Genomic DNA, 15,639 nt, shown 5'->3' on the forward strand with positions numbered 1-15,639 from the left:
CCAAATAAAGGAACCGTTCTGCCGGCTTTTTATAATAAAGCTGGCAGAACGGTTCTTTATAATTTAAGTTATAACTACTTTATTCTAAAAGAAACAATGCTGCAGGGCGGAATGGTAAAGGAAAGTCCTCTGTCTGTTACTGTAAAATTGTCAAAGGTCTCTTCTTTCACACGTTCCGGATCCTCGAACGTATTGTGGGCATTCATATCCTGGGTCAGGATGGTTGCCGTGACCTCTGTGGGATTGCATTCAGCGAAAGTGGTTTCTACTTTTTCGCTGTCTGTAACTGACAGATTGTTCAGGGTCAGGGTCAGGATTCCGTCTTTGTCTATGGATACAGACTCGTGGAGTTTTGGTACTTCATACTCTCCGTCTGAACCTTCGGCTGTTTTATTGTCTGCAATGTAACTTTCTACCAGTTCCGCATCCTGATGGGTGCGGTACATATGAAATACGTGGTAGGTTGGTGTCAGGAGCATTTTCTCGCCTTCTGTGAGGATCACGGACTGGAGCACGTTTACGATCTGGGCCAGACATGCCATTTTCACCCTGTCACAATGTTTATTAAAGATATCCAGAGTCAGGCCTGCTACCAGGGCATCCCGCATGGTATTCTGCTGGTAGAGGAATCCCGGATTGGTACCCGGCTCAACATTGAACCAGCAGCCCCACTCGTCCACTGCCATTCCAATCCTCTTCTCCGGGTCATATTTGTCCATGATCGCACCGTGGCGGTTGATCAGTTCTTCCATATAAAGAGCTTTATTCAGACTTTTGTACCATACTTTCTCGTCAAATTCCGTGGCGCTTCCTTTTATTTCCCAGCCTTCGGGATGAACATAGTAGTGAAGGGACAGCATATCCATAAATCCCCTATCCTTCTCATTTCCCGGCTGCGGCTGTGCAAAGCAGGTGTTTAATACTCCTTCTGTCCAGAAATAATCGGCTACATTGGCCCCGCAGCAAACTTTGCGGATAGGCTTTTCATTATCATAGCTGCGAACATAAGTCTGATATCTGCGGTACAGGTTCCCATAATACTCCGGTGTCATATTTCCACCGCATCCCCAGTTTTCATTACCTACACCAAAATAGTCAATTTTCCACGGTTTCTCATGCCCGTTTTCTTTTCTCAGATCCGCCATAGGAGAAACACCGTCAAAGGTAATATACTCCACCCACTCGCTCATTTCCTGTACTGTCCCACTACCCACATTGCCGTTGACATAGGTCTTACAGCCAAGCTGACTGCACAGTTCAAAGAACTCATGCGTTCCGAAGCTGTTGTCTTCCACTACGCCTCCCCAGTGGGTATTGATCATTTTTTTCCTGTTTTCTTTTGGACCGATTCCGTCTTTCCAGTGATATTCATCGGCAAAACAGCCGCCCGGCCAGCGGAGCACAGGCACTTTCATCTCTTTCAGCGCTTCCACCACATCCGTTCTCATACCTTTCACATTGGGAATGGGCGAATCCTCTCCCACATAAAGTCCTTCATAGATACATCTCCCCAGATGTTCAGAGAAATGCCCGTAAATCTCCGGATTGATATGCCCCTGTACTTTTTTCTCATTTACATACAACTTTGCCATTTATTTGTCCTCCTGTTTAAAATAATGTACACCCCAGATCGTTTCGTTATTGTCTCCTGCCGCCGTGAAACACATGGTCCGGTTTCCGGCCTCTTCTTTCATCTCGATCATTACCCCTTCATAATTCTGACCATTCAGTTCAACCGTCACATATGGAGTTCCTTTTTCCAGAGAAAAACGGCCCAACGCTCCGCCTTCACTGTCTTTTACGACGCCACCCTTTTCAAAAACAATACTCTCATATTTATGTACTTTCGAGCTGATGTCTGTGCCATGGTTTACATAATAGTATGTACCCAAAACGTCTTTCTCTTCATAACCGGATTCCTTCAAAACCTCACCAGACGTATTAAAAGGTGCCGCTACAGGCCACCCCTTTTTATTGATGAAAATCTGATGCACCCTTGGCTCATGAGCCTCTGTCCCGTTTTTAAAGCGCTGGTGATACACCACATACATCCTGTCGTCGTCATCCACAAAGGCGGAGTTGTGCCCTGGCGCCATGTAGACAAAGCTCAAACTGGGAAATGTATAGTTTCCCATCATCTTCAGACCATATTTGCTGTGGTCCACCACCATTCCCAGTTCCTGTCCGGCTGTATCTATGTACGGTCCGTCCGGATCTTCCGAACGGAAAACCCGCATCTGATAGCCCCCTTTTGCCTGAAGCTCACCATAAGAAACAAAAAGATAATAATATTTGCTTGTCTCATCATACATAATATACGGCCCCTCGATGGAATTATGACCACCGCCAAGCAGACGTTTCCCATAGTAGGTATCCACACCGTTTTCCGGGTCCGCCTCCGGATGAATCGGGTATCCTGTCTCCTCGTCAATCTCAAGAATGAAAATCCCACCCGACCATGAGCCGTATGTCATCCACATCTTTCCCTCCGCATCATAGAAAACCGTTGGGTCAATACAATTTGGCCACTGCAGGTTATCATAATCGCCTGCTGTGAGATAATCCGTGATCTTTCCATCTGGGTTGATCTCCTGAAAATTAATGGTGTCCCAGTTCTGATTTGTAAATCCCGAATGAATCAATACATCCCGAAAAGTATATGGTCCATCCGGTTCATCTGCTGTGGCAAAACAGATCGTAGATTTCTTGTAGGTGGAACTGGTACTAAAATACATCACATATTTTCCCATCTTCTCATTAAAAACCACATCCGGCGCCCAGACGGAATACCCGCCCGCATCGTTTTTTCCCACAAAAGAAAAAGCTTCCATGGGTTCCTCAAATAAGTTAGCAAACAGTTTATTATTTTCGTCCACACCGGAAGCAAACATGGACCACTTTACCAGGTCATCCGACTTTGCCGCATCCATATGGGAACCGAAAATATAATAGGTATCGTCTGCCTTAAGTATGGATGGATCATGAACCGACGCACCGGTGGTATAGCCTTTCTGATTTTCCTTGATCTCTTCCGGTGACATTTCCTCGCCCTGCGCACTTCCACATCCATATAAGACAACCCCCATAACCAACGCCCCCAATAATACTGTCTGTGTTCGTTTCAAATAATATCCTCCTTTCTTTTTACAAATAGCTAAAATATTTTATCTTTACCGAAATTATATTGTAATATACGCGCATTTGCAAGTCTTTTATTACGTTTTTATTGATTATTTATTGAATCAACTTGTATATTTTACCTTAATCTTGTTCTCTTGTAAATTATTTTACTATATGCTACAATACATAAAAAGTACCGGGAGAAAAACTTCCGCCGTGAGAGGAGTTTTGAAATATGAAACAAATGAACATACTTCCAAACGCTGACTGCCTGTGCCGGGAAGGCCAGCAGACAGCCTGGCTGCGCCCCTATACAATGGATTGGAACACACCTGAATCTGACAGCCTGCATCTGGAATACAGCTACAACAAGTCAGACTGGTATCAGTTAAATGGAGGCAATGGTGTCTGGTTCCCCGATTTCGGCTCCGGACGGATCACCTCCCCAGCCTTATACCTGCTTGAGAATCACGGCTATCTTGTAACCGCGGGGGATGCAGAAAATGCAGACCGTCGGCACCTCGTAAGAACAGAGGATTTTATTCATTACACAGGGGCCTCTTATACTGGTTCAGGCTCGGAAATCTCTGCTTCTTACCAAATAAAAAAAGCGCCCCTTCCTGACGGAAGCCTGGAAATCCCCCTATCTGTACTGAAGGAACTCCAGGCCGTATACGGCAAACCCGAACCTGTACTGCTTCATGCCGTAGAAGATATCAATGTATGTGTGAAGCCCGGCAGTTCCCCATCCCTGCCAGAGAAGATCACTGTAGAATATACCAACGGTATGCAGGAAGAACGGGCTGTGAACTGGAATGCCCAAGCACCGGAAGACACCGCAGGCAGCCACACATCTGTATCTGTTGTGGGAAGGCTGCAGGAAACGGTGTACCCTAATCCTTTTATCCTCCACCGAGCTGACCCTTTCATTTATAAGCACACAGACGGCATGTATTATTTCACAGCTTCTTACACCGATATGGAACACAACCTGGAGGGGAAATACCAGTATCTTTACATCATACTGCGCCGCTCCGCCACCCTCGGGGGGCTGGCTGACGGTTCCGGCGCCTATGAGGAAAAAGTGGTTTATGAACGCAAGCCCATAGCCGGCGGCACTTTGAGTCCCCATATCTGGGCGCCAGAAATCCACTATATCGAAGGGAACTGGTACATTTACTACACCACCACCATCTCCGATGAGTCCTCCTGGCGCATCCGTCCTCACTGCCTGGAGTGCAGGGACCGCGATCCCTTCTGCGGGACCTGGGAGTTAAAAGGTCCTGTTGTCACTGAAGTCAAGGATGATATTGCATTTACGGATTTTTCCCTGGACCATACACATTTTGAGCATAAAGGAAAGCATTATTTTCTGTGGGCCCAGAAAACAAATAATACGTCCGATATTTTCATTGCCCAGCTCTCCAATCCCTGGACCCTCTGCACCCCGGCTGTCCGTCTGTCCCACCCGGAATATGCCTGGGAACTCCATGGCTTCCCGGTGGATGAAGGCCCCGGTGTCATTAAACACGGGGATAAGATATTCCTGACCTTCTCCGGCAGCGGCACGGACGCCCTGTACTGTGTGGGACTTCTCTATGCAGAGGAAACAGCAGACCTTCTGGACGCAGCCTCCTGGAAAAAGCTGCCCTACCCTGTGTTCCAGAGCAGCCGTGCAACCGGACAGTTCGGACTTGGGCATAACAGCTTTACCAGATCAGATGATGACACGGAAGACCTGATCATTTACCACGGACGCCAGGAGGAACGGTACCTGGCGGAGGAGGATTACCAGCCCCTTTACGACGCCGGACGCAACGCTTCTGTGGGGAAGATATACTGGGATGAGGATGGGATGCCCAACTTCTCGGTGCCGTCCCAGAGGATCGTGCGAAGGGATGAGGACTTACTGGTCCGGGCAAAAGTAACGGTAAAATAATACCGGAAATAAAAGAAAGAGTTCAGCCTTTTTGATATGGCGAACTCTTTCTTTTTTGATCACTACTCTCCCCTATATGCTGTCTGTCCCCAGCTCAACAGCCGCCAGCGCCCAAAGTACAGCGGCAACCGCCTCCTGTGCATCCACAGTTTTTGTGTAATCCACATATATATCATAATGATCCTGCACACATAAGCCATTGCAGGCGTCTAACACATGAATCGACCCATCCAGGCCGGTTACACATTTGGAGAGTATCCCTGTATACGCTCTCCTGACACTCTGTTCATATTTTTCTCCCTGCAATACTCCTAAATCCATCCCCTTTTTCAGCATATACAAAAACATGGCACTGCCGGATGTATCATGAAAATTCCTTGGAAAACCAGGTTTGTCCACCACCTGATACCACAGTCCACATCCTTCGTCCTGTACATCCAAAAGAGAATCCGCAAGCAGCACAAACCGCTCCTTAATGAGACTTTTCTTCACCCATTCCTCAGGCATAACTGCCAATACTTCAGCCAGGATCAAGGCATACCATCCCAGTCCCTCGCTCCACACTTCCGGGGAACATCCCGTTATTTTACTGGCCCATGGAGCCTTTTTCCCTTCACTGTAAGCGTGGTAAAGCAGCCCTGTCTTGTCCTTTTGGCACCGATCAAAGATAATGCTAAGCTGCCTGATCGTCTCACCATAGCAGTAGGATTCCTCCTCCACGTATTTTCCATAACGCACCAAAAACATAAGCCCCATAAACAACCCGTCCACCCACATTTCACCTGGACGGTCTTTTCCGTGCCAGAACCCATGATCTGGATTTCTCGGGTAATCTTTGAAGGCTTCTCTTACCTGCATACACGCCTTCTTATATCTGATGTCCCCTGTGAAATGATAGGCCCATACAATGACAGACGCCGTCATAATATCATCCAGACTGATGCCTGTAAAAAGACAAATCTTACCTTCCTCATCCACATGCTGCCTGCAGTAATCCATTACATATCTGCTGTATTCTTCCCTGCCAGTCTTCTCATATAGCCGGATAAATCCCCACAGCAGAAATCCCTGAGGATAAGACCAGCTTTTATAAGGGTACATATCTGCCCTGGGATACTTCCGCATAAGATGTTCGGCAAAAACTTCCACATTCCGTCTTTCCTGCATATCACTCATCCCTCCTGCTGTAGTTCCACCGGAAAAATGATGCCCATCTGCCGGCGCATTTCGTCCATGATCTGCATCATGCGCAGAGATTCACTGTGGGGCATTTCCGGACATTCAAGCCGTCCCTCCAGCAGCGCCTTTTTACAGGATAAAACTTCATATTCCAGGCCTGTTATCTGTTCAGGTACTGCATATTCTTCTATCATATTCCGCTCCAGATCATAGACCGTTATTTTTTCGCAGTTATTGATATTTTCCACCTCCACAAATCCCTTATCTCCAAATATCACACCTCTTCTGTCGGTCTGGACTAAAAATGAGCTGAATAAACTTGCAATTTTACTGCCTTCAAAGATCAAAGTCACGCTGTCCTGGCCATCCACGCCCCGTTCCGTTTTCGTACAGGCTGCAGCCACCTTTTCCACTTTGTCTCTAAAAACCATGCATGCAAAATTAACGGTATAGATACCCAGATCCAATACTGTGCCGCCTCCCAGTTTTATATCCTGCAGACGTTCTATATCTGCAAGGGAATATCCCAGATTTGCGCAGAGAGATGTAGCTTTCCCGATCACACCGGAATCCAGAATTCCCTCCAGCATCTTTCTGCTAGGCATGTAACGTGTCCATATGCCCTCTGTGAGCAGAATGCCCTTTTCCTCTGCTAACTGGAAAACCTCCTCTGCCTGAGAAGCATTCAGCATAAATCCCTTTTCACACAGTACATTTTTCCCATAAGAAATACTCATCTTTACATGTTCATAGTGCATGGCTATAGGCGTGGATATATATACCAGGTCTACATTTTCATCTGCCAGCATCTCCTCGTAAGAACCATAAGCTTTGGCAAATCCGTATGTATCTGCAAACTGCTTTGCCCTGTCATATTCTCTGGCTGCCACCGCATAGGCTTCTGCCACACCCTTCAGTCCGTTAATTGTGCGGGCCATTTCCGCCGCTATTTTACCCGCCCCCAAAAATCCGATCTTCATCTACACACCTCCGTTTTTAATTATCCTTTTACAGAACCTAAAGTCATACCGCGCACAATGGCTTTCTGGAATATGATCACTATGATCAGCATGGGAATAATATACAGGGAGCCTGCTGCTGCCATCAAATCCCATCGGATCCCTTTTTCCTGTGTCAGCATAGTCATTCCCACTGTTATTGTCTTTGCATTTTCACTGGATGTACAGATAAACGCAAACATAAACTCATTCCAAGCATTCAAAAATGTAAGGATGACAATTGTAGCAATGGATGGTTTTGACACAGGCAGCATAACCTGCAGAAACGTCTTCATTCTGGAGGCCCCGTCAATTGCCGCTGCGTCAATCAGTTCATGGGGCAGGCCCTGAAAACAAGCCTCCATGATCCAAAGGCTCATGGGAAGATTAAATGTAGTATTTGCGATTACAAGTGCCAGCTTTGTATTCATAAGCCCCAGTCTGGATATATATATGTACAGAGGGATCAGAAGAGTAATAAACGGGAACATCCTTAAAAATACACAGCCCGTAAATATTTTTCTGCTTCCGCAGTATCTGTAATTTGCAAACCCATATGCAGCCGGAATACTTACAATACATACAAGTGCAGTTGTCAGGCTGGCAACTATCAGAGAATTCTTAAAATACTTGTCAAATGAAAAATTCTGCAGCAGCTCCGTATAGGAATCCAGCACCCATTTACTGGGCATGGACGGCATATAGATTTCCCCCCTCGGCTTAAAGGAAGTGATGATCAACCAGATAATAGGCACCAGCACGATCACTGTTGCAGCTATTAAGATGAGATAAATTATCCATGTTCTTATTTTTTGTCTGCTCATATCCTCATCTCCCCCTTCTCCTGTGCGTCCTGATTTCGTCTTTATCCCTGCCAATGTACTGGATGACCAGTGCTACCAGTATCATGAAGATCAGCATAATATAAGACAACGCCGATGCATATCCCACATTATATTTGTTCCAATTTGTCTTATAGATCAACAGGGAAAGGGATTCTGAAGCTTTTCCCGGACCGCCTTTTGTCAGCACATAGATAGAATCAAATATCCTGAATACATCCATAAAGCGGATGACAAGAGCAATGATCAGCGTAGGTTTTATGATTGGAATCTGAAGTCTGAAAAAAATCTGGATTTTATTTGCCCCGTCGATCTTCCCTGATTCAACCACATCTTCGGAGACAGAAGAAAGGCCAGTGTACATTAAAAGAAATATGAATGGTATGGTTGTCCAGGAATCTACATATATAATGCTGGCCAATACAATCTTACTGTCTGTCAGCCAGTGTATATTCGATGAGATGATTCCAAGCGACTTTAGGATGACATTCAGAAGACCAAAATCATCGTTCAGCATAAAACGGAACAAAAGACCTGCCACTGTGGGGGCAACCATCATAGGGATCAGGTAGACTGTTTTGAGGAACCCCTGTCCCTTTTTTATATTAACGATCAGTCCTGCCACTAACAAGGCCAGAATAAATTCAACCACCAATGCGCCGATTGTAATCGTCAGTGTAACTTTTACAGAATTAAAAAAATTGGGATCCGTAAATGCAGTAATATAGTTCTTCAGCCCAATAAAGGAAATCTTCCTCTGGCCAACAAGCCTGTAATCAGTGAAACTGGCTCCAAAAGAATAGATAATCGGAAAAACAAATAAAAGTGCCAGGAAAATCATTGCCGGTACTGTCATCAGAAAGCCAAATCTTTCGTCTTTTACCTGTTTTGTACTTTTCATACGTTTTTTACTCAATATTCTTCACCATTCTTCCCTATCCTATAGGTGGGTGCGGATATCATCCACACCCACCCGTACTTTTAGGAGTATTTATTTACTGTTTAATTTCCCTGCATATAGTCATTTGTCTCCAAAATCTCTTCCAATTCCGGTTTCAACTGATCCATTGCTTCCTGACAGGAAATCTGACCGGTCAGCGCCATATTAATATACTGAGCCGCCGTCTGCTGACAGTCTGTGGAAGCTGCATTGGTCTGTGCCAGATCCATTTCCACACCATTCTGTACAGATGCATAGTATGCTTCATTTACAGCAAGCCGCATTTCTTTTCCGTCCTGTTTATACTGTTCATTCTGTTGTTCCAAAACGGATTTTCTTGCTGTAGATGACCCCTGTAATGCGCAGTAATTAAAATTGGCTTCTTTGGATGCCAGGATCTTAGCTACTTTTAACGCTTCCTCTTTATGAGGTGCATCCTTGAAAACATTCACAGACCAGCCGCCTAAGGGTGAGATCCCTTTTCCGCTGGTACCTGCAGGCAGACCGTAAACTTTCACATTTCCTTCCATATCTGTGCCCTCACAGCGGTCCAGCATATATGGCCAGTTGATAAACAACCCAATCTTACCGGAGATCCATTGTGCGTCCACTTCATTATAGTCATATCCCACGTAACCTTCCGGCATTGCATGGTCAACATCTGATAAATCCTTAATGAACTGCAGAGTATCAACAAATTCTTTGGAATTGCACACAACCTCGCATGAGTTATTGTCGAAATCTTTTTCAATATATTTGGCTCCGTTGGAATACGCAAAGGTCCCCAGCTCGTAAGGATTTCCTACCACGGAACCGCCCATAAACATGGTGCCCCACTGCACAATATCGTCCTTGTTGAATCCCTCTTCATCTCCGCGTTTGCCGCTGGAATCCATGGTCAGATGGATGGCCTTTTCACGGTACTCTTCCAAGGTCTTCGGCACATCCTCCTCCGTATAGCCTGCTTCCTCCCACATTTTAGTGTTCACATACATGATCATCGCATCACCTGTCAGCGGATAACCGTATAAATCTTCTCCCAGACTGTGCTGCTCCACGTTTCCTTCAAATATATCGTCCATGTCGTCAAGAGGCTCCAAAGCTTCCAACAGATCCAGGGACCCGAATTGTTTGGCACCGGAGGCAGGGGTGATAGCCATATCAAAAGATTGAGCGCCTGTTGTCATTTCAAGAAGAATTTTATTATCCAGTTCATTCTCCGCATAGCCAACCCAGTTGATCTCTCCGTCATAAAGCCCTTCCAAATCCCATTTTGCCATATCGCCGTTATTTGTATTATAAACAATAGTCACAGCGTCCTTGCTGTCTGAAGTTCCCGACGAGGCATCCGGTTCCTCTGTCTCCTCCGGTGTCTCTGTACTCCCTGTTTCTTCTGCCGCAGGTGTATCTGTTTTCCCGGATTCATCACTGCCGCATCCGGCCATACCCGTTACCATCATAACTGCCATAGCAGAGGCTATCACTGCACTTGCCCACTTTCTTTTCATATGTAGATCCTCCTTGTGATTTTTAATCGTTTGTCTTATCATTTTCCCAGAGTTATGGATTTTCCATCCATCCTTCTGCCGCAGCTGCCAAATGTGAGCAGGCTCCCACTTGGCGCGTTGCCATCGTTCTATCACTTATCACGTACTGTCACTTGCTACTGTTTCACTAAATTGTGTCCTTTCTCTCCTTTCTCATGCTTTAAAAGTCTCTTTGTTACTACATAGTATTATTTAAACATAGCAATGTATTGATTATAATATACCAAAAGAGAACGAAAAAATCAATATATTTATGAAAAAAAACGAAAAAATATAATTCAATTCAATAATCATTTAATATTATTTCATAGTCATCTTCTATTTTCATACTTTCGTATGTCACTTTTTACAATCATACAGCAAAAATTCGCTTGCACTTAATAGGAAAAGGCTCTGCCGCTTACCCATAAAAAATCCATATGGTTTTGCCGCAAAGCCTTCTCACTGTTATTATTCTATGAAAACATTCACTTCAAATTTGTTTCTGTCACTTCTGTATCTGGCAATGGAATACTCCAAAGGCCTGTCATACGCATTAAATCCCGTGGATGAAAAAAGCTGCACAGCACTCCCTCTTCTGATATCCAGATATTTTACATCCCATACATCCGCCAGGTCCGCCTCTATGCTTCTGTGAACCCTGTATATCTTCATTCCTTCCCCTCTGGTTCCCAGGGCCTCATACAGGGAATCTACCGCAAAATCATATTGGAATAAAAATTCACATCCCCTGTAGGGAAGATAGGTTTTAACTGTAACGATGGGTTCTTCATCCGCAAAACGGCGGCGGTATAAGAAGATCACGTCCTCCTGTTCCGGAATTTCCAGCGCTTTACTCACTTCCTCAGGTGCACAAATCCTTTCAAACCGCAATACCTCAGTTCTAGGCACCATCCCACCTCTTCGTATCTGCTGGTTAAAAGGCTCCAGCCTCTGTACGAACTCCTGGTTGATCTTCGGACGGCATATGAACGTTCCTTTGCTTTTTTCTCTGTGAAGCCACCCCTCATTGACCAACTCCACAATTGCCTGGCGCACCGTTGTTCTGCTGATTCCAAACTGCTCGCTCAGCTCCGCTTCCGTAGGGATGGCTGCCCCACTCTCATAGCTTCCTTCTTTTATTTCATTCAATACTAATTCTTTCAACTGAAAGTAAAGAGGAATCGGGACCGTGCGGTCCAGTTGTTTGTCCCCCAGAAATATATCAGAACACAATGATTCCTTTTTTTGCAATCTTTTTTTCCTCCAGTCTTTCAAATGCCTCCAGGATCTCATCAAACCTGAAATAATCCGATATATAATCCTTCAGGTCAATGGCTCCTGACTGAATCCATGCCAGGATCTGGTTTGTGGCTTCCCCTTCCTCCTTCTTGGAAGGAAACTGCTGAAAATGCAGTTTCCAGTTATAAGGAGCTTTACTCCAGTCAAGCTCCATGCTGAGATTTGGTGCGATCCCATAACAGCAGATCTGCCCTGTATCACAGATAAGTTCCATTGCCTGTGTGATCAAAGAGCTGATACCGACTGCGTCCACCACATGCTGTACGCCTTCCGGACATATAGTTCTTACTGCATCTTTCACATTTTCTGTCCTGCTGTTGAACACATATGCAGCTCCGCAGGATTTTGCCTCCTTCAGCTTTTCCGGTACAACATCAAACGCCAGAATCGGATAAATTCCCAACAGACTCATAAACCGGATAAAGGTAAGTCCCACAGGTCCGCAGCCGAATATAGCTACACTCTGATTCTCTTTCATGCCAAACCGTTTGATGGAGCTTAACACTTCTCTCAGGGTAATGATCATACTGGCATCCACCGGATCGATCCCCTCCGGCAGTACGGTCTGGGCATATGCACAATCAGGTGCTGTCCCGGCCGGATAGGCTGCAGGGTCATGGACCACCCCAAATTCGCTGAATGCACCCCAGCCTGAATGCAGCCCTTTGTACTTTTCCGGATCTGCATCCACAAAAGGCAGCAGGACTTTATCCCCCATGGAAAAAGAGGTCACTTCACTTCCGATTTCCACCACTTCACCAACGCCCTCGTGACCCAGCATAAGGGGATACATTTCCTCCCCAAAGCCTTTAAATTTATGATGTATCAGCTTTGCATCCGTTCCATTACACACACCGCAGCTTATCATTTTCACCAGTGCCTGTTTCGGTGTAATGGAAGGCCTCTCAACCTCACGGATCTCCAAACCTCCATCTCTGTTAACTATTAAGGTTTTCATGTTTTTCTCCTCACATTGTCATATTTACATCACTATGTCTCTATGTCATTACTTAACTATGTATTTAAGCTGAATTATACGTGTAGACCTATAAATTGTCAATCATTTTATTTCTTTTAGAAAATAATTTAAAATTCTCTTTCCAAAAACAAAAACCTGTGCTATCATATTCTTCATAACATAGTAATGTAATAACATAGCATTGTATTGTAATCTGACACTGTTTACTACACTTTGATAAAAACACTTTAAAAGGGAGGCATTGTATATGCAGACACCTAAATTATTTACTTTATTGCCGGAAGCGTATGTGAGTACACCGGACGGAATGGAGATTGATAAAAATGGAGATATGATCTTATCCTGTCCCAATTTTGCGGACATGTCCATGCCAAGCTGTATCTGCCGCATTGACAAAGAAGGCCATGTGACCAAATGGTTTGATGTTCCTCTTAATGAGGAGACCGGGGAAGCACGTTCCATGGGAATTGCTTTCGGGCCTGACGGAGATTTGTATATTGTGGACAATCAGGGCTGGACCGGCAGACCGGAACTTATACGCCAGGGGCGTATCCTAAGAGTTCATTTTGAAAACGGACGTGTTTCAAAAGTCACAGTAGTGGCAAAACACATGGAACATCCCAATGGCATCAGAATTAAGGGAGAATATATGTATGTGACACAGAGTACAATGGAAAAGGTAAAAACCAAAAGCGGAAATGCGTTGAGCTGTGTTTACCGGTTTCATCTGGATGACAAGGATATTGATGTGACAAACACACTGGAGGATCCCAATATTTTTCTTACCTACGAAACTTACAATCCCCAGGACCAATACGGATTGGACGGCATCGTTTTTGATCACCAGGGAAACCTGTATGTGGGTAATTTCGGGGATGGCGAAGTCTTCAGGATAACCTTCCATGAAGACGGCAGTGTAAAAGAAAACCGTTCTTTTGCCAAAGACCCGGATAACCTGCGCTCCACGGATGGTATGACCATTGACCAATACGGGAATATCTATGTGGCCGATTTCGTTGTAAATGCAATTGCTAAGATCGCACCTGACGGGACGATCACCCGTATTGCGCAAAGTCCCGACACGGATGGTTTTAACGGGGAGCTGGACCAGCCCGGAGAGCCCTGCTTCTGGGACGGCAGAATCATTGTCTCCTGTTTCGACTGCGTGACAGGCGGTGACAAGGTCAACACGGCACATGAACTTCCCGCTACTATGAGTATGCTGGAGGTGGAACCTTAGGGAGTTTTCTATATGAAAAAATATATTTTAGCTCACGACCTGGGAACTTCCGGAAATAAGGCCACACTGTTCTCCGCAGAAGGTAAACTGGCTTCCAGTGCTTTTGTTCCCTATGATACTCATTATTTTAACTCCACCTGGGTAGAACAGAATGCAGATGACTGGTGGACGGCTGTATGCAAAAGCAGCCGTCTGCTGCTTGAGGATGCCAAAATACCCGCTGCTTCCATTGCTGCGGTCTCTTTTTCAGGTCAGATGCTTGGATGCCTCTGTGTGGACAAAAAGGGGACCCCTCTGCGCCCTGCCATTATATGGGCAGATCAGAGAGCCCAGAAACAAGCCGCTTATATGGAAACCCGGATATCCCAGTGGGACTTTTACAAAATAACAGGCCACCGCAATACCGCATCTTACGGAATGCAGAAACTGATGTGGATCCGTGACAATCAGCCTCATATCTATGAACAGACATATAAAACATTAAACGCTAAAGATTACATCGTTTTTAAGCTGACCGGAAAATTCTTTACGGATTATTCTGATGGACAAAGCAACGGTTGTTACGATATCCTGGGCTGGAGATGGTCTGAAAAACTTTTGTCTTATGCCGGTCTTGACCCGGAAAAATTTCCCGACCTGAAGCCTTCCACTTTTATAGCCGGCTCTGTTACCCATAAGGCGGCCGCGGAAACCGGACTGGCTGAGGGGACCCCTGTAGTCATGGGAGGCGGTGACGGAGTTGCCGCCAGTGTAGGCGCAGGCTCTGTACGCCCCGGAAAAACTTACTGCTGCCTTGGGACCTCGGCATGGATCACCACAGCTTCGGAGACACCTGTATTTGATGAGCAGATGCGCACTGTGACCTGGGCCCATATGGTGCCAGGCCTGTATGCCCCCAACGGAACCATGCAGTATGCGGCAGGTGCCTATCATTGGGCCAAAAACACACTTTGCCAGATGGAATGCTATGACGCCAAACGTGATGGCAAGTCCCCTTATGATTATATGAACCGACAGATTGAAAAAAGTCCTCCGGGCGCCAACGGCGTATTGTTTTTACCCTACATGCTCGGGGAACGTGCCCCCCGCTGGGACCCGGATTCCAAGGGGGTCTTTCTTGGCTTGAAACCGGAAAATACCAAAGGTGATATGCTAAGAAGTGTCATGGAGGGTGTTGCTATGAATCTCTCCATCATCCTGGATATCTTAAAAAGCCACATTTCAATTGAAGAGATCATGGTTTTGGGCGGCGGCGCCAAGGCAGGCGTATGGAGAAGTATCATGGCGGATATCTTTCGTATCCCCTTAACGGTCCCCTCGCTTTTGGACGAGGCAGGCTCCATGGGAGCCGCGGTAACCGGCGGCGTAGGTGTGGGCCTGTTCCATAACTTCGACGCAGTGGAAAAATTCATTCAGATCCGTTCCGTACACCAGCCGATACCTGAAAACAGTGCGGTATATGAACATGCCAGGGAATTATTTGACGAATGTTATTTCGCTTTATATTCTGTCTTTAAAAAAATGTAGAGAATAGGACCCATGATCAGCCAATTATCTATTGTCATGAATAAAAC

General features: G+C 45.6%; 12 protein-coding genes. 3 read left to right on the plus strand and 9 right to left on the minus strand.

The features are described 5' to 3' along the window. Nucleotides 1-74: 74 nt before the first annotated feature. Together CI595_RS22985 and CI595_RS22990 are read right to left on the minus strand one after the other, a co-directional pair. Entirely contained in the window at nucleotides 75-1,592 is a 1,518-nt protein-coding gene (locus CI595_RS22985; RefSeq protein WP_095175953.1) for an alpha-N-arabinofuranosidase, read from the minus strand. Continuing rightward, nucleotides 1,593-3,125 (minus strand): glycoside hydrolase family 43 protein, encoded by a 1,533-nt coding sequence (locus CI595_RS22990; RefSeq protein ID WP_095175954.1) that lies wholly within the window; start codon nucleotides 3,123-3,125, stop codon nucleotides 1,593-1,595. It abuts the gene before it with no gap. A gap of 230 nt (nucleotides 3,126-3,355) precedes the next feature. Here CI595_RS22990 and CI595_RS22995 point away from each other — a divergent pair, with 230 nt between their 5' ends. Then, nucleotides 3,356-5,059 (plus strand): family 43 glycosylhydrolase, encoded by a 1,704-nt coding sequence (locus CI595_RS22995; protein ID WP_095175955.1) that lies wholly within the window; start codon nucleotides 3,356-3,358, stop codon nucleotides 5,057-5,059. 72 nt (nucleotides 5,060-5,131) lie between these two features. On the opposite strand, the gene CI595_RS23000 is transcribed toward CI595_RS22995, so the two are convergent. From CI595_RS23000 to CI595_RS23030, 7 genes are all read right to left on the minus strand, one after another. Continuing rightward, nucleotides 5,132-6,226 (minus strand): glycoside hydrolase family 88/105 protein, encoded by a 1,095-nt coding sequence (locus CI595_RS23000; protein WP_162291958.1) that lies wholly within the window; start codon nucleotides 6,224-6,226, stop codon nucleotides 5,132-5,134. Nucleotides 6,227-6,231: 5 nt separating this feature from the next. After that, the gene (locus CI595_RS23005) at nucleotides 6,232-7,218 is read right to left on the minus strand and encodes a Gfo/Idh/MocA family protein (RefSeq protein ID WP_095175957.1); all 987 of its coding nucleotides are present in this window, start codon (nucleotides 7,216-7,218) and stop codon (nucleotides 6,232-6,234) included. A gap of 20 nt (nucleotides 7,219-7,238) precedes the next feature. Continuing rightward, nucleotides 7,239-8,060: a carbohydrate ABC transporter permease gene (locus CI595_RS23010; protein WP_095175958.1), complete on the minus strand. Its 822-nt coding sequence runs from the start codon at nucleotides 8,058-8,060 to the stop codon at nucleotides 7,239-7,241. A 4-nt stretch (nucleotides 8,061-8,064) separates the two neighbouring features. Further along, entirely contained in the window at nucleotides 8,065-8,979 is a 915-nt protein-coding gene (locus CI595_RS23015) for a carbohydrate ABC transporter permease (RefSeq protein ID WP_095175959.1), read from the minus strand. 101 nt (nucleotides 8,980-9,080) lie between these two features. Beyond that, nucleotides 9,081-10,526, minus strand: coding sequence for an extracellular solute-binding protein (locus CI595_RS23020; RefSeq protein ID WP_162291959.1), 1,446 nt, complete (start codon nucleotides 10,524-10,526; stop codon nucleotides 9,081-9,083). A 489-nt stretch (nucleotides 10,527-11,015) separates the two neighbouring features. Continuing rightward, nucleotides 11,016-11,798: a GntR family transcriptional regulator gene (locus CI595_RS23025; RefSeq protein ID WP_095175961.1), complete on the minus strand. Its 783-nt coding sequence runs from the start codon at nucleotides 11,796-11,798 to the stop codon at nucleotides 11,016-11,018. After that, complete coding sequence (locus CI595_RS23030; protein ID WP_095175962.1) at nucleotides 11,770-12,804, minus strand: zinc-dependent alcohol dehydrogenase; 1,035 nt, start codon at nucleotides 12,802-12,804, stop codon at nucleotides 11,770-11,772. Before CI595_RS23030 ends, CI595_RS23025 begins: the two co-directional genes overlap by 29 nt. A gap of 268 nt (nucleotides 12,805-13,072) precedes the next feature. Here CI595_RS23030 and CI595_RS23035 point away from each other — a divergent pair, with 268 nt between their 5' ends. Continuing rightward, nucleotides 13,073-14,065, plus strand: a complete 993-nt coding sequence (locus CI595_RS23035) for an SMP-30/gluconolactonase/LRE family protein (protein WP_095175963.1) — start codon at nucleotides 13,073-13,075, stop codon at nucleotides 14,063-14,065. Nucleotides 14,066-14,077: 12 nt separating this feature from the next. Further along, entirely contained in the window at nucleotides 14,078-15,592 is a 1,515-nt protein-coding gene (locus CI595_RS23040; RefSeq protein ID WP_095175964.1) for a xylulokinase, read from the plus strand. Nucleotides 15,593-15,639 lie beyond the last annotated feature (47 nt).

Source organism: Blautia hominis, assembly GCA_002270465.1.
GTDB lineage: Bacteria > Bacillota > Clostridia > Lachnospirales > Lachnospiraceae > Blautia > Blautia hominis.